Annotated in this window: 20 protein-coding genes; 8 read left to right on the plus strand and 12 right to left on the minus strand. The window is 42.8% G+C overall.

The annotated features are described in order from the left end of the window. The first annotated feature begins 34 nt into the window (after window positions 1-34). Window positions 35-826 (plus strand): hypothetical protein, encoded by a 792-nt coding sequence (locus FTV28_RS00450; protein ID WP_179989226.1) that lies wholly within the window; start codon window positions 35-37, stop codon window positions 824-826. A gap of 27 nt (window positions 827-853) precedes the next feature. Here the strand turns inward: FTV28_RS00450 and FTV28_RS00455 are convergent, their stop codons facing one another. The 8 genes from FTV28_RS00455 to sdsA all read right to left on the minus strand — a co-directional run bounded on the left by FTV28_RS00455 (window position 854) and on the right by sdsA (window position 11543). Then, a complete protein-coding gene (locus tag FTV28_RS00455; RefSeq protein ID WP_179989227.1) occupies window positions 854-1315 on the minus strand; it encodes a YbjQ family protein in 462 nt (153 codons plus the stop codon). 6 nt (window positions 1316-1321) lie between these two features. After that, window positions 1322-1660, minus strand: a complete 339-nt coding sequence (locus tag FTV28_RS00460; RefSeq protein WP_179989228.1) for a YbjQ family protein — start codon at window positions 1658-1660, stop codon at window positions 1322-1324. Window positions 1661-1801: 141 nt separating this feature from the next. Then, window positions 1802-3256, minus strand: coding sequence for a multidrug efflux RND transporter AdeIJK outer membrane channel subunit AdeK (adeK, locus tag FTV28_RS00465; protein WP_179989345.1), 1455 nt, complete (start codon window positions 3254-3256; stop codon window positions 1802-1804). Next, entirely contained in the window at window positions 3256-6435 is a 3180-nt protein-coding gene (locus FTV28_RS00470; protein ID WP_004972283.1) for an efflux RND transporter permease subunit, read from the minus strand. Before FTV28_RS00470 ends, adeK begins: the two co-directional genes overlap by 1 nt. 13 nt (window positions 6436-6448) lie before the next feature. Further along, the gene (locus tag FTV28_RS00475) at window positions 6449-7711 is read right to left on the minus strand and encodes an efflux RND transporter periplasmic adaptor subunit (protein ID WP_179989229.1); all 1263 of its coding nucleotides are present in this window, start codon (window positions 7709-7711) and stop codon (window positions 6449-6451) included. A gap of 21 nt (window positions 7712-7732) precedes the next feature. Further along, complete coding sequence (locus FTV28_RS00480; protein ID WP_179989230.1) at window positions 7733-8350, minus strand: phosphatase PAP2 family protein; 618 nt, start codon at window positions 8348-8350, stop codon at window positions 7733-7735. Between the two features lie 142 nt (window positions 8351-8492). Beyond that, window positions 8493-10553 carry a site-specific recombinase gene (locus FTV28_RS00485; protein ID WP_179989231.1) on the minus strand — a complete coding sequence of 687 codons (2061 nt, stop codon included), beginning with the start codon at window positions 10551-10553 and terminating at the stop codon, window positions 8493-8495. 12 nt (window positions 10554-10565) lie between these two features. Beyond that, entirely contained in the window at window positions 10566-11543 is a 978-nt protein-coding gene (gene sdsA, locus FTV28_RS00490) for an All-trans-nonaprenyl-diphosphate synthase (RefSeq protein ID WP_179989232.1), read from the minus strand. Between the two features lie 472 nt (window positions 11544-12015). Between sdsA and rplU the strand changes: the two genes are divergently transcribed. The 7 genes from rplU to FTV28_RS00525 all read left to right on the plus strand — a co-directional run bounded on the left by rplU (window position 12016) and on the right by FTV28_RS00525 (window position 18185). Continuing rightward, window positions 12016-12327 (plus strand): 50S ribosomal protein L21, encoded by a 312-nt coding sequence (gene rplU, locus FTV28_RS00495; RefSeq protein ID WP_004972275.1) that lies wholly within the window; start codon window positions 12016-12018, stop codon window positions 12325-12327. A 19-nt stretch (window positions 12328-12346) separates the two neighbouring features. Continuing rightward, complete coding sequence (gene rpmA / locus FTV28_RS00500; RefSeq protein ID WP_004760935.1) at window positions 12347-12601, plus strand: 50S ribosomal protein L27; 255 nt, start codon at window positions 12347-12349, stop codon at window positions 12599-12601. Between the two features lie 230 nt (window positions 12602-12831). Beyond that, window positions 12832-13530, plus strand: a complete 699-nt coding sequence (lolA, locus tag FTV28_RS00505) for an outer membrane lipoprotein chaperone LolA (protein ID WP_096902723.1) — start codon at window positions 12832-12834, stop codon at window positions 13528-13530. Window positions 13531-13989: 459 nt separating this feature from the next. Continuing rightward, complete coding sequence (locus tag FTV28_RS00510; protein ID WP_179989233.1) at window positions 13990-14787, plus strand: RsiV family protein; 798 nt, start codon at window positions 13990-13992, stop codon at window positions 14785-14787. Window positions 14788-14907: 120 nt separating this feature from the next. Next, window positions 14908-16179, plus strand: coding sequence for a serine--tRNA ligase (gene serS, locus FTV28_RS00515; RefSeq protein ID WP_004972265.1), 1272 nt, complete (start codon window positions 14908-14910; stop codon window positions 16177-16179). Between the two features lie 63 nt (window positions 16180-16242). Next, on the plus strand, window positions 16243-17613 hold the full coding sequence (gene cysG / locus FTV28_RS00520) for a siroheme synthase CysG (protein WP_004972262.1): 1371 nt from the start codon (window positions 16243-16245) through the stop codon (window positions 17611-17613). A 92-nt stretch (window positions 17614-17705) separates the two neighbouring features. Next, window positions 17706-18185, plus strand: a complete 480-nt coding sequence (locus FTV28_RS00525; protein WP_136144597.1) for a tRNA (cytidine(34)-2'-O)-methyltransferase — start codon at window positions 17706-17708, stop codon at window positions 18183-18185. A 194-nt stretch (window positions 18186-18379) separates the two neighbouring features. On the opposite strand, the gene FTV28_RS00530 is transcribed toward FTV28_RS00525, so the two are convergent. The 4 genes from FTV28_RS00530 to lipB form a co-directional block, all read right to left on the minus strand. Further along, window positions 18380-19774, minus strand: a complete 1395-nt coding sequence (locus tag FTV28_RS00530; RefSeq protein WP_131260687.1) for an APC family permease — start codon at window positions 19772-19774, stop codon at window positions 18380-18382. A 267-nt stretch (window positions 19775-20041) separates the two neighbouring features. Beyond that, window positions 20042-21226 carry an iron-containing alcohol dehydrogenase gene (locus FTV28_RS00535; protein ID WP_104853139.1) on the minus strand — a complete coding sequence of 395 codons (1185 nt, stop codon included), beginning with the start codon at window positions 21224-21226 and terminating at the stop codon, window positions 20042-20044. Window position 21227: 1 nt separating this feature from the next. Further along, window positions 21228-21761, minus strand: coding sequence for a hypothetical protein (locus FTV28_RS00540; protein ID WP_026438100.1), 534 nt, complete (start codon window positions 21759-21761; stop codon window positions 21228-21230). Between the two features lie 75 nt (window positions 21762-21836). Continuing rightward, window positions 21837-22493 carry a lipoyl(octanoyl) transferase LipB gene (gene lipB / locus FTV28_RS00545; RefSeq protein ID WP_004972253.1) on the minus strand — a complete coding sequence of 219 codons (657 nt, stop codon included), beginning with the start codon at window positions 22491-22493 and terminating at the stop codon, window positions 21837-21839. Window positions 22494-22564 lie beyond the last annotated feature (71 nt).

Genomic DNA, 22564 nt, shown 5'->3' on the forward strand with positions numbered 1-22564 from the left:
AATAAAATAATAAAAACAAAAAGAAGGATGAGCCATGCGTTTAATAATGAAAGGTTTTTTTATCAGCGCGTGGCTTTTCGCTTTCTTAGGGATGACTCAAACGACATTTGCCAAATTACAAACAAACGATGATTCGTTGTGTAAACAACCTGAATATATTGAAAAGATTTTACGACAGCACACAAATACAACCACAGTGAATGAGGACTTTTTGGCTTGTGCAGATTTCCCCAATGTTACTGAACAAACTTTAATTGCTTATGCTGAAACTCAGACAAAAGATGATCAACCTGTAGATGATTATCAGCTGACTTTTTTAACCGTAAATAGTAAAACGCAAAAGCTTCATTCAATCTATCACGTGAAAGAGCTTTTGCCTTCAGATGCAATTGAACTGCGTTCTATCCATTTAGATTTGGCGCCGTATCAAGTTTCTGAAAGCTTAAGGGCAATTGGTTTAAGAAGGAATTATGCAGGACGTTCAAGTGCCAATCCTTTTTCGGCGCAAGTACTCGATTTATATGATTTACAACATAACAAGAAAATTTTAAACGGCTTAATCGTAGCGCGCTATCAGGCAGAAACCGATACACGTTGTAATGCCAAAGTAATAGAAAGCAAAGCTATTTTAATGATCTTGCGAAATACAACTCGACAATATTTTGATATGCAATTACGTGATCGTATTCAACATTATGAAATGTCGGGCGATTTAGAAAATTGCAAAGAAACTAAACGAGTGTCTACTCAACAGCGTTTCACTTTAAAATTTGATGGTCGGCAATATCAAATTCCTCAGCCTTATCGAGATCAGTATTTATACTAAATTCTTTACAAACGCTGAAAGATGTACTCAGCGTTTTGCAGAGAATTGACTAACGCTATTTTGAACCGCCGTTCCATAAGCAAAGACTTCGACCATGCCGCCTTGCATCCCCAATTCTGTGGTGCTTAAACGCAGCCCCATAATATGATTTGCGCCCATTTTTTCAGCTTCTAATTTTAAACGGACGATGGCTTCACGACGCGCCCGCTCGACAATACTTTCATAACTGGTCAAGCGCCCGCCAAAGAAGTTCTGAATATTGGCAATCACAAACTTAAAATAATCATGAGAAATGACCACATTGCTGTGTATCAATTGCCCAAAATTGGGACTGGTCTGGAAGCGGTTATTATCAATCTGAATATAACTTAAATGCAGTTCTTGCTCGGCTAAATATTTGAAATGTTTGCGTTCGTTGTGTCGCCCAAAACCAAAGCCTACGGCAAATAAAATCGCAAAGACAACAATTTGCAGAATTAAATTATCCATGTGATGTTATTCCTGTTCAATAATCTTTGCTTTCTCGACCACCACTGCTGTACCATAAACAAACAATTCCGAAGCACCTTGAGCGATATTTGAAGTAGAAAAGCGAATCCCAACAATAGCATTGGCACCTAAACCACGTGCTTTAGCAATCATACGATCCATCGCTTCTTGGCGTGATTCTTCTAGTAATTCGGTATAAGCCGTTAATTCACCACCGACAATATTTTTGAGTCCTGCCAAGAAGTCACGCCCCACATGCTTACTGCGTACGGTGCTGCCATAGACCACATCAATTTGCCGTGAAATACGATGACCTGGTACAGATTCAAGATTACTAAGCAACATAAGATTCTAATATTTAAAAACAAGACGTATTGAAGATATGAAATGTGCTTGCAAAAAGCAATAAAAAAGCCCACCGAAGTGAGCTGATTTAGTCTTTATATCTGAGCTGTTAAGCAGCAAATTTAAGGTAGACGCAAAGACTTATTGCGCTTTACGTTCTGCCGATGATGCAGGTTGTGATGTGGCATCTGAAGTATTGGCTTTCACACCGCCACCCAAAGATTTATACAACTCCACCTGATTGTTCAAATTGGCTTGTTCCAACAACAATAAACCTTGTTCTGCTGCATAAGACGTACGCTGTGCATCCAACACGGTTAAATAGTTGTCAATGCCTGCGCGGAAGCGTGCATTAGATAATTTATAAGTGGTATTGGTCGCATCAACCAAGCGTTTTTGTGCCGCTAAACGATCACCAATATTTTGACGAACTGCCAAAGCATCATTCACTTCACGGAATGCAGACTGAATTGATTTTTCATAGTCAGCCAAAGCAATTTGTTGATCCGTTTCTGAAATTTTGATGTTGGCTTGGCGTGTGCCCCAATCAAAAATTGGCAAGTCGATGCTCGGGCCCACTGCCCAAACAAAACTGCCTGATTTAAACAAATCACTCAAGTCAGTTGATGCATAGCCTGCATTGCCCGTGAGGCTAATGCTTGGGAATAAACGTGCTTTTGCTGCACCAATATTGGCACCCGCAGCCGATAGTCGATACTCTGCAGTACGAATATCAGGACGGTTATTCAGCAAGTCACTTGGTAAGCCAGCGCCAATTGCGGTAGTTTTGGTAATACGTGTCACACGTTGTGATGGCAATAATGCACTTGGAACTTGTTCGCCCACCAACAAGTTCAGCAAGTTTTGTGCTTGCGCGACTTGGGTTTTGTAGTTGGCGACATCATTACGTGCAGTTTCAACAGAAATTTGTGCCTGACGGACAGGTAATTCACTATCAATGCCGACATCAAAACGCTTTTTGTTGAGGTTATAAGACTCAAGCTGTGTTTTTAAGGTTTGGTCTGCCAGTTTTAAATTGGCATTGGCAAAAGAATAGTTGAGCCATGCTTGCGCCACCTGACCAATCAAGGCAATTTGTGTGGCATCACGCGAGCTTTGAGTTGCCAAGAAGTTATCTAATGCATTGTCTTTTAAGCTGCGTACACGACCCCAAAAATCAAGCTCGTATGAGGTTACGCCTAAACCTACACGGTAGGTTGTGTTTGGTTTGGATTCACCTAACGCATTGACAGAAGTTTGGCGAGTAATATCACCGCTCACACCAATGGTAGGCAATTGGTTGTTTTGCGTGATTTGATACTGTTCTTGAGCACGTTGAATATTCAAGGCAGCAGTACGTAAGTCACGGTTATTTGCTAAAGCTAAATCAAGTACTTGAATTAAGCGTGCATCAGCAAAAAAATCTTTGTAGCCCTGTTCAGCAACTGACGTACCTGCGACAGTACTGGTATAGCTTTGTGGAATATCCGCTTGTGCAACGGGCTCTGGCCCACGCATACTTTGACAAGCTGTCAAAGCAAGCGCGAGGGCAGAAACCGCAATACCACGGCCTGTATGCGACCATAAGTTTTGCATCACGATACATGCTCCTGATTATTTTGTTGTTTTGGTTTGTATTTAAAGATACTTCTAATCCAGACATAGAATACAGGAATAAAGAAGATCCCTAACAAGGTTGAGCTAATCACACCACCTAACACACCATAACCTACTGAGTGTTGGCTACCTGCACCCGCACCTGATGAAAGTGCAAGCGGCAATACACCAAAACCAAAGGCCAAAGTGGTCATAATGATTGGGCGTAAACGCATTTTTGCAGCATGCAAGGTCGCTTCAAACAGGTCTTCACCTTTTTCTTGTAGCTCTTTGGCAAATTCCACAATCAAAATCGCGTTTTTGGCTGATAAACCAATCACGGCAATAATTGCCACTTGGAAGTAAATGTTGTTGGATAGGTTCGGGTTTTTGAACAAGATCATGCCCCCGAAGGTGAGCAATAATGCTCCGACAATACCCAACGGTACCACCAACAGCACCGAGAATGGAATAGACCAGCTTTCATACAAGGCTGCCAAACACAAGAATACAATCAGTAATGACAGTGCATAGAGGAATGGTGCCTGATCGCCCGATTCACGTTCTTCAAGTGATAAACCTGTCCATTCATAGTCAAAGCCGTTTAAGCCCATAGATGGAAGTTTTGCGACAATTTCTTCCATCGCTTGCATGGCTTCACCAGAGCTGACACCTGGCGCAGGTGCACCCTGAATGTTCTTGGCAGATACGCCGTTATAGCGTTCCAAACGAGGTGAACCATAAGTCCATTCACCTGTTGCAAAGGCAGAGAATGGCACCATTTCACCACGGTTATTGCGCACATACCACTTGTTCAGGTCTTCAGGCATCATGCGTGAATCAGATTCGGCTTGCACATAGACTTTTTTCACGCGACCACGGTCAATAAAGTCATTGATGTACGAACCACCCCAAGCCATGCCCATGGTGCTGTTGATTTCAGCAATGCTGACACCTGCCGCACCTGCTTGCGCTTGGTCAATAATAATACGGTACTGTGGTGTATCTTCTTGACCATTTGGACGTACGCCCATTAAGCGAGGGTCTTTAGATGCTTCACCCAACACAATATTACGTGCCATGGTGAGTTTTTCATGACCATTGCCCGCAGCATCTTTTAGTTGCAAGTTAAAGCCTGAGCTGACACCTAATTCTGGCATCGCAGGAAGCTGTAATGGCATGATGTAAGTCGCATCTTTCACAATCATGTTCAGTGCCATACCACGCTGGATAATTGCACCAACTTGAGATTCAGGGCTTGTACGCTCACTCCAGTCTTTTAACTTAATGAACGCCATACCTGCGTTTTGACCAACGCCTGAGAAAGAGAAGCCTGAAACACTAAATACCGACTGCACATGCTCTTTTTCATTTTCTCTGAAAAAGTTGGTCATGCTGGTCATGGTGGCGTCAGTACGTTCCAAAGTTGCATTTGGTGGGAGTTGTACCAATGTCATCACCACGCCCTGATCTTCATCAGGCAAGAATGATGATGGTAGTTTTTGGAACACTAACACAATAATGCCCAGTACCACTGCATATAAAACCCCCGAGAAGATTTTATGATGCGTCATGCGGTTAACACCACCTTGATATTTAACCGAGAGCTTATCGAAACTGCGGTTAAACCAGCGGAAGAAACGCGCAAAAATACCGTTGCTTTCAGGCTTGTTTGGATCGTGTTGTTTAAGAATCGTGGCACATAGGGCAGGGGTAAAGGTCAACGCTACGACCAGTGACAACACCATTGCAGTCACAAGCGTAATTGAGAATTGACGATAAATAACGCCTGTAGTCCCACCAAAGAATGCCATAGGTACGAATACCGCAGACAATACCGAGGTAATCCCGATCAGTGCGCCTGAAATCTGTTTCATCGACTTTTCAGTCGCCGCCACAGGGTCAAGATGTTCTTCGACCATGACACGTTCTACGTTTTCCACCACGACAATTGCGTCATCGACCAATAGACCAATCGCCAGTACCATGGCAAACATGGTCAGGGTGTTAATCGAGAAGCCAAACATGTTGATCACGGCAAAGGTACCCAGTACCACCACAGGTACGGCCATAGTTGGAATAATTGTGGCGCGCCAGTTCTGCAAGAACAGGAACATCACAATAAAGACCAAAATGATCGCTTCAATTAAGGTTTTAACAACACTCTTAATCGAAAGTTCAATAAATGGCGTGGTATCAAAAGCCAACTCATCCTTTAAACCCGCAGGGTAGTTAGGACGTAATTGCTTGAGGCGTTCTTCCACAGCAGCAGCAGTATCTAGGGCGTTAGCACCTGTAGATAATTTAATTGCGACACCGCCCGCAGGCTTGCCGTTGTATTTAGAAATAAACTGATAGTTGTCTGCACCAAGTTCAATTCGTGCCACATCACCCAAGCGCACTTGAGCGCCTGAAGCGGTATTTTTTAGAAAAATATTGCTGAATTGTTCAGGTGTTTGCAGCAAGCTTTGCGCAGTTACTGTAGCATTCAAAGCCTGACCTTGAATTGCAGGTGCGCCGCCCAATTGACCTACCGCAACCTGTGCGTTTTGGGTACGAATCGCTTGAGCAATATCACTTGGTGTGACTTGCAAGCTCGCCATTTTGGCAGGGTCCATCCAAATACGCATCGCGTATGAGCCACCAAAGACTTGTACTTCACCCACACCTGCAACACGGCTCAGCGGTTCAGAAATGTTAGAGTTAACATAGTCTTTAATATCATCGGCAGACAGGCTTTCATCAGGTGAATAAAAAGCGAGAACCTGTAAGAAGCTCGCTCCTGATTTGGTCACTTTCACGCCTTGACGTTGCACATCATCAGGCAAGAGCGCCGTAGCAGATTGCAATTTGTTCTGTACTTGAACCTGTGCAATATCTGGGTCGATACCTTGTTCAAAGTTTAACGTAATGGATGCAGAACCGTTCCCCGCACTGTTGGATGAAATATAGCGCAGACCATCCAAGCCGTTCATTTGTTGTTCAATAATTTGCGTTACTGTGTTTTCCACAGTTTCAGCAGATGCACCCGGATAGGTTGCAGCAATGGTGACCGTTGGCGGTGCAATGGTCGGATATTGGGCAATTGGCATATTGGTGAGGGTAATAATCCCCGCCAACATGATTACCAATGAAATCACCCATGCAAAAATGGGGCGATGAATAAAAAAGTGAGCCATTAACGTCTACTCCTTATGTATTTGAAGTAGCTTTTGATTTAGTTGCTTGGGCTTCTGAGGCTGGTTTGGCATCCCCCGATTTTGCTGGTGCAGCAGGTGCAGCTTGAGGAGCAGCGCCTTGCGGTTGATACGGCTTAGCGACCACTTGCTGTTCAGGTTTTACTTTGGCAATACCTTCGACAATCACTTTATCGCCAGTTTGCAAACCTTCAGTCACAATCCAGTTGCTGCCTTGCGTACCAACTGTGGTCACAGGACGCGGTTCAACAATACCTTTGGCATTCACAATCATTGCCATTGCCTGACCTGTTGGGGTACGGCTAATCGCAGCTTGTGGAATTAAGATTGCGTTAGGAATCACACCTTGCACAATTTGCGCAGTGGCAAACATACCCGGCAATAATAAATGATTTGAATTTGGGAACACGGCGCGTAAAGTCACGGTGCCTGTTTCTGGGTTCACGCTGGCATCAGAAAAAGCCAAACGACCTTCAACAGGGTAGTAGCTGCCATCTTCAAGTTTTAATTTTACTTTGGTGTTGTTGCTGCTATTTAAACTACCTTGACTCAATTGCTGACGTAAACGTAGTAACTCTGCGCTGGACTGATTGATGTCTACATAAATTGGGTCTAAGCGTTGAATCGTCACCAACGGTTCCGCCTGACTCGCAGTAACCAATGCACCTGCAGTCACAGTAGAGCGGTTAGTTTGCCCTGAAATTGGGGCACGTACAGTCGAATAGCCTAGGTTAATTTCGGCATTGCGTACTTCTGCTTGAGTCGCAGCAACATCGGCTTCGGCAAGTTTTACCTGTGCCACAATGTCATCATATTCTTGTTTAGAGATTGCATTGCTGCCTACCAACTGACGGTAACGACCTTCTTTAATGCGTAACACATTCAATTGCGCTTGCTGGCGGGTGAGTGCTGCACGGCTACTGTCTAGACTGGCACGGTTGGTACGTGAGTCAATTTCATAAAGCGCCTGACCCTCACGCACGTAGCTGCCTTCGGTAAATAAACGTTTCAGAACCACACCACTGGTTTGTGGGCGAACTTCTGAAATTTCAAAGGCTGTGGTACGTCCAGACAGTTCTACAGACTGTTCCACGCTTTGTGGCTGTGCCACCAGTACGCCAACCTCAGTCGGTGGCATTTCCTGAGCTGCACCTGCTTGCTGTGCATCTTTTGGATCTTTGCTACAACCCACAAGTGCTAAACTTGTGGCTAATGCGCAAGCAGTCAGGGCAGGAGCCCAAAGCTTTGCAGACATCATTCTTTCACCTCTATTAGATTTTTATCTAAACTTATGTATTGGTTTGTCTTGCAGATATTGAGCGCAAAACAGATACCACAATGTGATCCAAATAAAACTTATGCTCCAACCAGAGAGGACATCTGAAGGATAGTGCACTCCCAGATACACACGGGAAATGCCCATCAGCAACATCCATAACCACGCGCACACAGACAAAATTTTATGCGCTGGATGTTGCAAACTCAGGTAAATCACCAAACAACCTAAAGTTGCAGCATAAAAACTATGAGCGCTTGGAAATGATGCGCCAAAAGTTTCCACCAAATGCAATGCTTCAGGCGGGCGAGGTCGCGCGAATAGGTATTTGAGCAGCCATGAAAGCGCAATACTTACGACCAGTCCTACACTGATAAAAACAATTTTTGTGTATTTTTTATACCATGCCAAATAGAAACACCATAGGCAGGTTAAAATTAATACAAATGGCATGCCACCTAATACAGAAAGTGTGATTGCCAATTGATTCAAATGTGCGGTGCGCTGGGTACTTAAAAACTCCACACTGGCAACATCAAATTGTTGCCAACTTGGAATGTTTAGCACTAACACACTGATTATAAATAGTAAACTACCGAGATAAAGCAGTATTTTAGGCATGCTAAAAATCCCTGTAAGTTTAACCGATTTGAGCACGGTTGATGAATGGAATAAAGTGTACTAGTCAGTACACTTTATTTCAAGCCAATGTAAATGAGAAGAATTTCTTTTTTTGTTACTTTGTGCGCAATGTAAATGTGCACTAAATTTTAGCATTTCGTTCAGTATTTGAGGATGCATCGTCATCCACTGTAATTGGTTGTTTCGGTGGCCAAAAGAAATCACTTGGACGGGTTAAGAAGTGAGTCAGCACCAATTTTGCCAAAGGTTTCCACTGTTCAAAACGTACCCGACGCGCACGCAATGCCACAATAATGGTTAAAGTAAAGCTGACAAATAAGTTGGTTAAACCAATTAGCAGTACGCCTAAAAAGGACACAATAATCAGGCCAATTTCAGGTGAGCCATTAATATTCATTAAACCCTGAATAAAGTTGGCAGAAGCGAAGGCAATGTGGCGAATATCAATCGGTAAACCCAAAATATAACCCAGTGTGGCGGTACTGCCGAGCATAATCCCGAACAGGAAATTACCTGCCAAAGCCCCTAAGTTTCGTTCTATATAATTGGCAAATATATTGAGACGTTCTTGCCCGAGTAGCTTTTTTAAATGCAGATGGGCTTTTAGGCGTGGCCCGACTTTACGATACACGGCCATGTTATCGAAATAACCTGCAATCAAACCAGACAGAAATAAAAATACCCCTGCAATGGCGGCATGTGGAATGGCAAGTGAAGTAAACGGATTCAAGTCGTGCAGCATATTGGATGCTTTGGCATGTGACATCAACGGTTCATGCAACATGGCATCCCAACTAAAAGCAATTAAGGCTGCGACTGGAATGGCAATCGAGATATTGCCCAAAATGGCGACGAACTGCGTGCGGATAATATTAATAATTAAGGCAGCAAGTTCGGCAATTTGTGCCATTTTAGAGCCTTTACGATGCTGTACCGTAGAAGCCAATGCTGCAGCAGTCATTGCGGGTTGTTTGGTGGCAACAGTAAAGTGCAAGACATGAATCAGCATAAAACCAAATGAATAAATCATGCTGTTGATGATGGCCTGCATCATCGGAGCGAGCACTAAACGCGAGGCGAGGGTTTTTAAAGTCGCCATCGTGGCAATTAAAACACCTGCACCTGCCGCAGCTTTATACATGCCCCAAAAGCCGTCTTTGTCGGTACTTACATAATGCTCACCCGTTTTACTAGCATTTTCAGTGACTTGTAAGGCAATTAACTCACTGTTTTCTGCAAGCAAGGAACGTACACTGCGTTCGCTATATAGTGCCGCAGTGACATCTACAAGTAACTGTCCTGCGGAAACATAAGCGACATTGTCTTGCGCCACGATTAAATTTAGCAACAGCTCAATCCGCTCTAAACATTGTTCAAGTAAAGACAATAAGTAGGTCAGACTGATGCTGACGCCAGTTCGTTTGGTGGCACGACGAATTTTACTGCTGACATCATGACATTGGTCAATCATCACCAAAGCTTGAGAGGCATCGGGTGGTTGAATGGCACTGATTTGATCGTGTTGTTGATCGGCAACTTTATAAAGCTGAATAAACTCGTTGATTTCGCGGTTTTGTGCCAAAAAAGGTGAATCATATTCACTCAGTTCAGGGTAGGCATTAATAAATTCAGGATACAAACCAATGCCACTGACCCGATACGACAACACTGTCAGGGCTTTAATAATTTCACTGCGAATCAGGCGTTTTTGCGTTTGTCCACCATGTCCGCGATTCAGCAAAGTAAATAATTGCTGCCATTCGGCATCTTCAATATTATCGAGCCAGTATTTGTCACTACGCAGTGGGAAAATTCGACGGACTAAATCTTGCAGTTGGCTTTCATCATGAATTAGCGGTAAAAAATGTGCGCCTAAACGTTGAAATAACTGATTCCAAAAGCCATCGAGCGATAAAATACCCGTGTCGGCAAATAAACTGGTTTGTTTGTATTGATTGATTAGACGTAAAACAAAATGTTGCAGGGTTGAGCTGGCATCAGGCGTTAGCAGAAGTGCTTGCAAAAAAGCCTGAAACTTTTCATGGGTTTCTTCTAAATCTTGAGTGTCACTTGGACGGATACGATTGACCAGTTCAATCAGCAGACTTTCATCCAGAACAGCTTTGGGTGTATCTAGCTGCTCTTGCATTTTTCTAAGTAAATCGTTGAGTTTTATATGCATAAGCTGCTTAAATTATTGAATGCGATGTAAAGCCATTAAGGCTAAATTCTTTAAGGCCTGACGATACTCCGAGTCTGGCAGTGCTTCTAAAGCGGCAATTGCGGCTTCTGTTTCTTCTGTGGCACGCTGGCGGCAATAATCGAGAGCGCCAGAGGACTGCACAATGGCAATAACCTGATCGAGGTCAGAAGTACCACCTGTCGCAATACTGCGACGAATAATTTGGTGTTGTTCGCCAGTGGTATTTCTTAATGCAGAGATTAAAGGCAAAGTTGGTTTGCCTTCCATTAAATCATCGCCAATATTTTTACCTAATGTTTCAGCGTCTGACGTGTAATCTAAAATATCATCAATAATTTGGAAGGCATTGCCAAAGTGTCCTGCAAATAAACGCAACGGCTCGCGGTACTGTGGCGTGCCTGTTAAAATTGCTGCACCTTCAGTGGCAAGTTCAAATAAACGTGAAGTTTTGCCGTGAATAATGTCTAAATAAATTTGTTCTGTAGTGTCAGGTTGATGCTGTGCCTGTAATTGTAAAACTTCACCTTCGGCAATTTCACAAGTCCCTGTAGAAAAGTCTTTTAGCAATACCAAATCGTTTAAATCGACCAATAAGTCAAAGGCGCGAGAGATTAAAAAGTCACCGACTAAAACCGCTGTTTGGTTATTCCAAGTGGCGTTAGCAGTAGGTCGACCACGACGTAAACCAGACTCATCCACCACATCATCATGCACCAAAGTTGCGGTATGCAGCATTTCAATAATTGCAGCCAGTTTACGTTGACGCTCTAAATCTTCTGCACCACAAGCTTTGGCAGCAAGTAAGCACATAATTGGACGCATGCGCTTACCGCCAGCTTCGACCACATGCTTACTAACCGCCATCACTAACGCGACTTTAGAGGTAATCCCTTCATTAATAAATGTATCCATCGCGGCAAAATCAGAAGCAACAGGGGCGAGAATGTCTTGCTTAAAGTCGATGGTCATGTGAAGAGAAACCTCAATAATATTGAATGACAACTTAGTTGAATCAGTTGTAACTTATGTTACAGCCAAGAAAACTGCTTAAGTCTGCGAAAATAACGCAATGAATGCAATAGTTAGGCACCTGCCAAATGCTGTAATTGTTAATTCTACTAGAAAACGAAGTCAATAACTTTGTGGGTAAATTCAGTTATTTGCTCAAGTTGGGCATGATTTTAACAAGCACAGCAGTTTACGCCAACACAATCTGTCTGTATTGATTGATCCATTGAATATGGATGAGGCTGCAGAAAGTCATTTACGCGGCTGGGTATTAAATAATCAACCTTGTTGTGCAATAATTGCCGTAAATGGCTTGTTGTTTGTGCGAATATCGCTTAAAATCTTTGCCCTTGAATAACCCCCAGTGGCGTTCGTTTTAAGATCGATATATCCCTTTATCGGCACGACGACACGGGCATGTTTGGAGTACATTATGTACGCAGTAATCCAAAGCGGTGGTAAACAGCACCGTGTTGTTGAGGGTGAAACCCTTAAAGTTGAATTATTGAAAGCTGAAACTGGCGCAACTATTACGTTTGATGACGTATTAATGGTTGTAAACGGTGACAACGTTCAAATCGGTGCTCCAGTTGTTGCTGGCGCTAAAGTAACTGCAGAAGTGGTTGGTCATGGTCGTCACGACAAAATCCGTATTGTTAAAATGCGTCGTCGTAAACACTACCGTAAGCAACAAGGTCACCGTCAATGGTTTACCGAGTTGAAAATTACTGGTATTGCAGGCTAATCACTAGGAGTAAATAGACATGGCAACTAAAAAAGCCGGTGGATCGACTAAGAACGGTCGTGATTCGAATCCTAAGATGTTAGGTGTTAAAGTTTACGGTGGTCAAACTGTAACTGCTGGTAACATCATCGTTCGTCAACGTGGTACAGAATTCCACGCTGGTGCAAACGTAGGTATGGGCCGTGACCATACTTTATTTGCTACTGCTGACGGCGTAGTAAAATTCGAAGTGAAAGGTCAATTTGGCCGTCGCTACGTATCTGTTGAAGCGTAAGCTGAAATAGTGAAAAAACCCACAAGTGATTGTGGGTTTTTTTATGCTTGTATGATGGAAAATTAGGGTCAAAGGATAACTTTTAGTTCTTCATCATGATGGATAAATTTCTACATTTTATATTAATAAGCATACAAAACTTCTTATTTTCTATCATATTAGCGCCAGAAATTGGTTTAAGATGGGACATCCAAAACATTGCGATTGAGCAAATATAAAAAGGTGAATCTATGAATATGCTTCGTAAAACGATGTGTGCTGTGGCATTGGGTGCAACCACTTTAGCGCCAATCATGAGTACTACAGTGTTTGCTGCGCCAGTGGCAGCATCGGAGCAACAAGCGACAGCAAACCTTGTTAAACAATTGAATGGTATTAAAAGTTTTACCGCCAATTTTGAGCAAACCACAAAAGTTAGCAACAATGGCAAGGCTTTGCCAAACCGTGGTTTATCGGCACAGCACATGAACCAGAATTTTAAAGGGGTTATGAAAGTTGAGCGTCCGGGTAAATTCTTTTGGGAAACCACCAGTCCAGCCAAACAAACAATTGTGACTACGGGTAAAACCGTATGGATTTATGACCCAGACTTACAACAAGCTGTACGCCAAAGCCTAGATGATCAAGTGGCAAATACGCCTGCGTTGTTGCTTTCGGGCAATACCAATCAAATCATGCAGTCGTATCGTGTGACCCAGCCGAATAAGTCAAAGACTTATTACACCTTATACCCAAAAAGTGATGATGGCGTATTTCAGAGTTTAACCATTAGTTTTGGTGCGCGTAACGCGCCAACCTTAATGATTTTACAGGACTCATTGGGACAAACCACGCATGTGCGCTTTAATAATGTAAAAGTCAATGCGGCGATACCAGCCTCAACTTTTAATTTTACTCCACCAAAAGGCACGGACATTATTGATCAATAATTGAATGTTTTCATACATTCTTTTAAAAGCATAATTTGTTATTCCTTATCCTAGCCTTCTCCCACAGGGAGAAGGTTTTCAGCTTCAGCATAGCGGAAATTTATTTGAATATTCTTCCTGAGAAATCCACAATTTCTGTGGATAAATCTTGGGATAATTCACATTTTGCAATATGCAGGATATAGACTGAGTCATCACAGATCATCATTTTGCACTAATGATGTGTTATCAATATTTTGATTTATAATGAAAAAATAAAAATAATCATACAAAAATATGAGCATTAATTTTAAGCAACTTTATCCCCCGATTATTCCGTTACACAACTGCTCTAGGATTGAACAGCGAGAGTTATCTATAGTCTTGACTAATTCAATTGAAGCAATTTTATCGCAAGATTTGTGCAGGTTTGCATTTCTAATCATTGGACTTTATGAATCGTGGTAGAAGGGGAATTTAATGCAATATTTAAAATCACAGGTGTTTTTGGGTGCTGTCGCTTTAAGTTCGGTTCTGTTGTTGACTGCATGTCAGCCAAAGAGTGAGGCAACTTCTAAAACCGAAACTGAGCAAGCTGCGCCTGCATCTGTCACAGCCGAGATTCCTGTGATTCAAGCTAAAGTGGTGGCGCTTAAATTGCCACAACAGCAAATTTGTGATGAAGAAGGCTGTACTGCTTACGATATTCAGACAGTAAAAACCAATGTGGCGTGGATTGATGAATATTTTATGCAACGTTTGCAAAAGGCAGACCCAATTGCATTTTCTGAAGCTGTGGCATCAACTGCAACGCCAAAGGTAGAAGAAACCGATCCTATGCGACTGAGTCAGAGTTCGAGCTATGTGCGTTATATCGGGCAACATGCCAATTTAGCGACGTTTAGTTTGCAAAGCTATAGTTACCCTGCGGGTGCAGCACATGGTATTCATCACCAAGAATTTGTGACTTTTGATTTAAAACAGAAAAAGCGTTTGGCGTTGCAAGATATTATGCTGCCCAATACGGAAGCCAAAATGACAGAAGAATTATTTAACCATAATTATAACTGGCTAGATGAACATGATATTTCCCGTGAAAAGTTTAAACTGAGCGATAATTTTTATTATGGCGCCAATGGTTTGGTCTTTGTCTACCCGTTGTATGAATTGGCATCTTATGCAGAAGGTATGCCTGAGTTGATTCTGCCTTACTATACGACGGAAAAATTAATTAAGCCTGAATATTTGCCAAGTTTGCCGCAGTATCCTAGCCAATAAAATTGCACAAAAATACGCAGAGATTGCTGTAATAAGGTGCAGCCGTGAATCGGGTTACTGTATTTTTTAACCCGAAGCGCTTACACTATAGCCAGTTTTTTTCTTATTCCAAGATTGGCTATGATTGACCCGAAATTACTCAGAAATAATATTGAGGCTGTAAATTTAGCCTTGGCAAAACGTGGTGTGCAATTAGATGTGGCAGAGTGGGCAGCACTTGAAGCACGTCGTAAAGAATTGCAATCTAAAACCGAAGCATTACAGGCAGAGCGTAATTCGGGCGCAAAACAAGTCGGTCAGATTAAAAAAGCAGGTGGTGATGCTTCTGAAATTATGGCGCGTATGGCTGCTATTGGCGATGAAATCAAAGCCGCTGAAGTGGCTTTGGCAGAGTTGCAAGATGAGTTAGAAGCTAAATCATTGTCTATTCCAAACTTGCCAGATGAGTCTGTGCCTGAAGGTAAAGACGAGGCTGATAATGTAGAAGTATTGAAATGGGGCACACCACGCCAGTTTGATTTTGAAATTAAAGATCATACCGACCTTGGCGAAATAATGGGTGGTTTGGAATTTGAAACTGCAACCAAATTAACAGGTTCTCGTTTTAGTGTTTTAAAAGGGCCATTGGCACGTTTACAACGTGCAATTACACAGTTCATGTTAGATACACATACTGTTCAAAATGGTTATACCGAAGCGTATGTGCCGTATTTGGTCAATGCAGATTCATTGCGTGGTACAGGTCAGCTGCCTAAATTTGAAGAAGATTTGTTCAAATTACAAGGTGAAAAAGAATACTATCTAATTCCAACTGCCGAAGTTCCAGTAACCAACTTTGTGCGTGATGAAATCATTGACCCTGAACGCTTGCCATTAAAATATGCAGCGCATACCCCTTGTTTCCGTAGCGAAGCAGGTTCTTATGGTCGCGATACTCGTGGTTTAATTCGTCAGCACCAATTTGATAAAGTCGAAATGGTGCAGATTGTAAAACCAGAAACCTCAATGCAGGCTTTAGAAGAGTTGACTGGACATGCAGAAGGTATTTTGCAGGCACTTGGTTTACCGTACCGTAAAATTATTCTATGTGGTGGCGATATGGGCTTTGGCGCAACCAAAACCTATGACTTAGAAGTTTGGGTGCCAAGTCAAAACACTTACCGTGAAATTTCATCATGCTCAAACATGGGGGATTTCCAAGCGCGTCGTATGAAAGCACGCTACCGTGCCGACCAAAAGAAAACTGAATTTGTGCATACATTAAACGGTTCAGGTTTGGCGGTAGGACGTACTTTATTGGCTGTTATGGAAAACTATCAACGTGCTGATGGTTCGATTGAAATTCCTGCAGTATTACGTCCGTACATGGGCGGTTTAGAGTTTATTGACTAAGTTGAGTGCAGGTCGACTTAGGATGAAATTGCTTACAATCAGATTTAAATATTGAGGTTTAGTGTGGATATTTTTCCAATCTCGTTAAAGTTGCAGCAGCAACCTTGTCTGATTGTGGGCGGTGGGCATATTGCTTATCGCAAAGCGGTGTTACTGGCTAAAGCGGGCGCAAAAGTTGATGTGCTTGCCCCTGAAATTGATGTCAATTTATTGCAACTGGTGCAACAAAGTCAGGGGCAGTATGTACAGGATGTTTTTAGTCCATCTACTGCGTTACGTCACTATCGTTTGGTGATTGCTGCAACGGATAACAATTTGGTCAATCAGCAAGTTTTTGCAGCTTGCGAAGCCGAAAATGTGCTGGTCAATAGTGTTGATGATCCACCACATTGCCGTTTTATGGTGCCTGCCATCATTGACCGTTCGCCTTTGGTGATTTCAGTCGCGAGTAATGGCACATCGCCTGTATTGTCACGTCAAATTCGTACACAACTGGAAAGTACCATTCCGCATGGTATGGGCAAACTGGCAGAGTTTTCAGGTCAGTGGCGTGCCGCAGTAAAACAGAAAATTGTAAATCCAGATGAGCGCCGTATTTTTTGGGAGGAGCTATATGCCAGTCCTCTTAAAGAACAGGTGTTCAACGACAATCTTGACGCTGCAAACCAAAGTATCCAACAGGCTTTAGCGGAATGGCAAACACCGAAAGGCGAGGTGTATTTGGTTGGTGCAGGGCCAGGTGATCCTGAGTTACTGACCTTAAAAGCCTTGCGTTTAATGCAGCAAGCCGATGTGGTGATTTATGATCGTTTGGTGTCTGCACCTATTTTAGAATTGTGTCGCCGTGATGCCGAAAAAGTCTATGTCGGAAAAGCACGTTCTAACCATGCTGTACCGCAAGAAGGCATCAATGCATTATTGGTGAAATATGCACAAGCAGGTAAGCGAGTTTGCCGTTTAAAAGGTGGCGATCCGTTTATTTTTGGGCGTGGCGGTGAAGAAATTCAAGAATTGTATGAAGCAGGTGTGTCATTTCAGGTCGTACCGGGCATCACCGCAGCCTCGGGCTGTTCGGCTTATGCAGGTATTCCACTGACTCATCGAGATTATGCGCAAAGTGTGCGTTTTCTTACTGGACATTTAAAAGAAGGTTCGCCTGAATTGCCGTGGTCAGAATTGGTGTATGAACAGCAAACTTTGGTGCTGTATATGGGCTTGGTTGGCTTAGAAAGCATTTGTGAAAAACTGATTGCACATGGACAACGGGCGGATATGCCTGTCGCCTTAATTTCTAAAGGCACGACACCTGAACAAAAAGTGGTGGTGGGGACGTTGGCGGATATTGCCAGTAAAGTCGCACAGCATCACATTCAGGCACCTACCTTGACCATTATTGGTGAAGTGGTCAATTTACGTGAACAGTTGAAATGGTAATGAATCTCCCCCAACCCCTCTTTTAAAAAGAGGGGAGTTCCCACATTTTCTAAAGGGAGCTGAGGAGGGATTGTGAAAAGTAGAGAAAATTTGTGATCCACGTTGTTTTATATGAGCCTGAAATTCCAGCCAATACAGGCAATATCATTCGTTTGTGTGCCAATACAGGTGCGCAATTGCATTTGATTAAGCCATTGGGTTTTGAGCTGGATGATAAAAAGCTGAAACGTGCAGGTTTGGATTATCATGAATGGGCACGTATGCAAATTTGGGACAATCTTGAGCAATGCTTGGCTAATTTAGACAGCAAAGGCGTGGGGTTGGATGCGATTTATCCATTAACCACCAAAGGCACAGAAACACCACATACTTCGGATTTAAACCGACCTGTTGCCTTGTTGATGGGGCCTGAAACACGTGGTTTGCCAGAAGCAGTACGCATGTTGTTTCCGCAGCAGCACTGGATTCGTTTACCCATGGCAGAAAACTCACGCAGTTTAAACTTGTCTAATGCAACGGCTGTGATTGTGTATGAGGCATGGCGTCAGCAAGGTTTTAAAGCATTGCTCTAATTTGAGCATCAATTCATTTCAAATTTAATGCGATCTTTAGCATCAATGCGTACAATTGATAGATAAAAAGCTGAGACAAAACTGTACTCAGCTTTTTTGTTTTCGCTATTTTGCTGATTTAACGCTGCAATCCATTTGAGGCATAAGAAAAGGCGCATAAAGCGCCTGATCTTAAAGTTGTGATGCTATTTGTCTTAGCGATCATCAAACTCATTGTGCTGCGGAGCAGGGTGTTTAAAGCCTTTGGTTTTATAACCGAGGTATAAAACCCCAAACATCGCCCACCATAAGCCATACTTCAATGAAGTTTCATCGACTTCGAGCCATAAAGCAAAGACTGCAATAAAGCCGCACAACGGTACGATCACAAAATTGAGAATGTCTTTAAAGCCTTTGGTGCGACCATCACGTAGCGCATAACGTGAAATCACCGATAAATTCACAAAGCTAAATGCGGTGAGGGCACCAAAACTGATTAATGAAATGACAAAATCCAAGTTCATAAAACCAGCAGTTAACGCCACAGCACCTACAATTAAAATATTGTATGAAGGTGTATAGCTACGTGGGCTGATATGACCAAAGATTTTTTTGTTGATCACGCCATCACGACCCATCACGTACATTAAACGCGATACGCCCGCATGAGCCGAAATACCCGATGCCATTACCGTTACAATAGCAAAGGCAAGCACATATGACTGGAACAACGAGCCGCCGACCAAGAGCAGAATTTCTGGCTGTGTTTCAGCAATATTTTTAAAGTAGCTGCCTGGTTCATTCGGGAAGAAAATCTGCATGAAATAGGTGCTGACAATAAAAATCACACCCGCAATCAGCGCAGTTAAGAACATTGCCTTCGGTAAGGTTTTTTCAGTGTCTTTGGTTTCTTCTGCAAGCGAGCTGAGTGAGTCAAAACCTGTAAATGAAAAGCAGAGTAGGGTTGCACCTGTAATCAATGCGCCTACCGAAGTCAGTTCATTCCAGAAAGGTTCTAAGCTCCATAACTGATAGCGTTGCTCGGCAGTGATTGGACCATCGGCATTGAAACCTGCCTGAAGTTTGGTGTACATCATCCATGTAAATACGCCAATGACCACCAACTGTACCAAAACGATCATACTGTTAAAGTTGGCGACAAAACGCGCACCACGCAAGTTGACACCCGTCATAAATGCCGTGAGTACCACTACCCAAATCCAGTGATTCACATCAGGGAATAAGGCTTCCAGATAAATCACCGCCAAGATGATGTTGACCATTGGCGAGAGTAAATAATCTAGCCAAGATGACCAACCCACCATAAAACCAACGTTGGGGTGAATCGATTTTTGTGCATAGGTATACGCCGACCCAGAAGAAGGATAACGACGAATCATGTGACCATAACTTAAAGAAGTTAAAAGAATGGCAACCAGTGCAAAAATATAAGATGTGGGTACGTGAAAATGACTTTCTTCCGATACTAAGCCGAAAGTGTCGAATAACGTCATCGGTTGAATGTAGGCTAAACCAATAATAATAATGTGCCAGAGTCCTAGCGTTTTTTGCAGTTTAGCTGCCGATTGAGTCCCAGAGATATTTGTCAACGGCGTTATCCTCTTAATCGTTGATCAAGGATCAGTCATGTTTGTTCAGGATTGTTTGAGACGAACAATCCCCCCTACATAAAAAGTAAAAACGCGCCAATCTACTCCATAATGACGCGCTTTGTCAGTATCTTTGCTTTCTTTTTTAGCAGAAAAAACGCCATATTGATGAAAAAACATCAGACGCAGCAGTCTACCAATGAAAAGCCCGATGTTTAGAAAAACATCAGGCTAGATTTTCGGCTATGTTCGCCTATTTTGTAGGAATTACCAAGCCTTTTTTAAGATGGCTTTGAGTTCTTCTAAATTGGCTTCTTTCGGGTTGTAAATAATCGAACCATCGTTCAGGGCTTTTTCAGCGACTTCATCTAATTGTGCTTCGCTGACTTTACCAGTTTCTTGTAAAGTGCGTGGCAATTTAGTCAGTGCATATAAGCGGTCACGAATGGCTAAGAGTGTCGCAATGGTTTTATCGGCACGTAAATGTGCAGGGGTTTGCGCATAGACGTCTGCGCCTGCCAACGGTAATAGCAGCTCGGCAATTTTATCGGCATTGACGTCTTTGTTGTATTCCAACACGTATGGCAAGAATAAATTCATGCACAGTCCATGTGGCAAATGTGCCACAGCACCCAGCGCATGACCTAGGGAATGCACTAAACCAACCATGGAATTTGAAAATGCAATCCCCGCCATAGTCGATGCTTGTGCCAGTTCCAAACGGCCTTGTTCATCGCTTGGGTTGTCTAATACATTGAACAGGTTATTGCTGATTTTTTTAATTGCTGCAGTGGCATAAGCATCAGAAATTGGGTTGGCTGCCATGCAACTATAAGCCTCAATGGCGTGCGTCATGGCATCCATAGCCGTCATTGCTGTTAAATGTGGTGGCAAAGTTTGCGTCATACGCGGGTCTAAAATGGCTGCATGTGGCATTAAGTAATACGATGCAAATGGCATTTTGACGTTCTTTTCTGTGTCGGATACCACCGCAACCATAGTCACTTCTGAACCTGTTCCAGATGTGGTTGGAATCACAAAAAAAGGTTTCAGTGGACGTGGTAAGTTATGCGCACCTGAATATTGCAATAAGTCATCACCACCTTCACTGACTAAAATATTGGTGGCTTTAGAGGTGTCAATGACTGAACCGCCACCCACCGCGATAATGGCATCACAGTTGTTTTCGCGGTACAACTGCGCAGCACGGCGAACTGTCGCCACACTTGAATCTTGCGGGACATCATCAAAAACATAGCCAATCACGGCATCGGTAGATTCAAAAGCCGCTTCAATCGGTGCAAGCAAATTGTTGGAACGCACGCCTTTGTCGGTAATGATCATTGGGCGCTGCGAACCGAGTGTCGCCAATTCAAACGGAATATGTTCAAGCGCTGCATGACCTGCAATGACTTTGACTGGGCAAAAAAATTCGTAATAAGGCTTCGCCATGTTATGCACTCCGTTTGAAATAAGATTGGGCAACTTTTAGATAGATATTGGCTGCACCTGATAGTTTTTCTTTTAAGCTGAGTTCAGTCGGATATTGTTTTACCGCCAGTTCTGCCAGTAATTTAGGCAAGATCAGTGCTTCCATTTTGTTCAGGCAACGTACCAAGCGAATTGCATAAGACACATCACCATCGGCAATCATGCGGTCATGCGCAAAGGCCTGTGCGGTACTTTCCTGAAATGAAAACACTAAAAATGCATGATTTAAGTGTTTAAAGGTAATGGTTAAATCGGGTTTTTGTGCCGTATTCTGTAACAGTTCTAATTGATGATCTGCAGTGACTTTGGCAACAAAGGCTGGACCATTCGGAAAAACTTTCATAGACAACACAAAGTTGCTGGGAAATTTGGCAACTTCTTGTTTAATTTCTTCATCGACCTGACTTGCCATGACTAAACCTCTGCCAATCACATCCATCATGAGTTTGACATAGGCCAGTTGCAAAGCGGGTTTCACAGATTTAGTTGAAATCACGCGCTGAATCCCTGTGTTATAAATCATTATTTAGAGTAAATACTCTATTTTATTTCTTATTGAAAAGAAAGCCATTTATACGTGAATGACTTGAACGTCATTAAAGTAACCGCTGTTTTGTAAAGTTTCAATGATATCTGCGCAGAAGTTTTCAAAATGTGGATAGTCATTTACTAAATCCATCACACGTACCATTTCCAAACCTGCATAGCCGCAAGGGTTGATACTTTGAAAACCAGTCAAGTCACAATCAATATTGAGGGCTAAACCGTGATAACTACGGCCTTTACGAATTTTAAAACCGAGTGAGCCAATTTTTCGTTCATTGACATATACCCCTGGTGCATCGGCTTTGGCATAGGCTTCAATGCCGTATTTTTTAAGCAGCTCAATCATCAAGTTTTCAGCATAAGATACCAAAGTACGGACATTCCAGCCTAAACGGTTCAGGTCAAACATGAAGTAGGCGACCAATTGGCCTGGGCCATGCCATGTGACTTGACCACCACGATCAGTCTGTACCACAGGAATATCTGTCGCCATTAAAATATGTTCGGCTTTGCCTGCTTGCCCTTGGGTCAGTACATTCGGATGTTGCAAAATCCAGAGTTGGTCAGGGCTGTCTGCATCACGTTGTTCAGTCCAGTCTTTCATTTCCTGAAAGCGAGCTTGATAGTCAGTCAGGTCATGATATTGACGAATAATCAGGTTTGGCCGTTGTGCAGTATCCACAGTGATGCAGTCCTATCCATAAAAGCAAGAAATTGATTTTATTATACGAAAATGTGGCGGCTGTAGGGGAT

The sequence above is a fragment of the Acinetobacter sp. YH12252 genome, assembly GCF_013417365.1.
Taxonomy (GTDB): Bacteria; Pseudomonadota; Gammaproteobacteria; order Pseudomonadales; family Moraxellaceae; genus Acinetobacter; species Acinetobacter towneri.

Coding starts and splice junctions, on each gene's coding strand:
- FTV28_RS00510 (WP_179989233.1), top strand. CDS start 13,990: ATGCAATATTTAAAATCACAGGTGTTTTTGGGTGCTGTCGCTTTAAGT.
- adeK (WP_179989345.1), bottom strand. CDS start 3,256: ATGCAAAACTTATGGTCGCATACAGGCCGTGGTATTGCGGTTTCTGCC.
- FTV28_RS00470 (WP_004972283.1), bottom strand. CDS start 6,435: ATGGCTCACTTTTTTATTCATCGCCCCATTTTTGCATGGGTGATTTCA.
- rplU (WP_004972275.1), top strand. CDS start 12,016: ATGTACGCAGTAATCCAAAGCGGTGGTAAACAGCACCGTGTTGTTGAG.
- FTV28_RS00450 (WP_179989226.1), top strand. CDS start 35: ATGCGTTTAATAATGAAAGGTTTTTTTATCAGCGCGTGGCTTTTCGCT.
- FTV28_RS00475 (WP_179989229.1), bottom strand. CDS start 7,711: ATGATGTCTGCAAAGCTTTGGGCTCCTGCCCTGACTGCTTGCGCATTA.
- lolA (WP_096902723.1), top strand. CDS start 12,832: ATGAATATGCTTCGTAAAACGATGTGTGCTGTGGCATTGGGTGCAACC.
- FTV28_RS00535 (WP_104853139.1), bottom strand. CDS start 21,226: ATGGCGAAGCCTTATTACGAATTTTTTTGCCCAGTCAAAGTCATTGCA.
- FTV28_RS00480 (WP_179989230.1), bottom strand. CDS start 8,350: ATGCCTAAAATACTGCTTTATCTCGGTAGTTTACTATTTATAATCAGT.
- rpmA (WP_004760935.1), top strand. CDS start 12,347: ATGGCAACTAAAAAAGCCGGTGGATCGACTAAGAACGGTCGTGATTCG.
- sdsA (WP_179989232.1), bottom strand. CDS start 11,543: ATGACCATCGACTTTAAGCAAGACATTCTCGCCCCTGTTGCTTCTGAT.
- FTV28_RS00455 (WP_179989227.1), bottom strand. CDS start 1,315: ATGGATAATTTAATTCTGCAAATTGTTGTCTTTGCGATTTTATTTGCC.
- serS (WP_004972265.1), top strand. CDS start 14,908: ATGATTGACCCGAAATTACTCAGAAATAATATTGAGGCTGTAAATTTA.
- FTV28_RS00460 (WP_179989228.1), bottom strand. CDS start 1,660: ATGTTGCTTAGTAATCTTGAATCTGTACCAGGTCATCGTATTTCACGG.
- FTV28_RS00485 (WP_179989231.1), bottom strand. CDS start 10,553: ATGCATATAAAACTCAACGATTTACTTAGAAAAATGCAAGAGCAGCTA.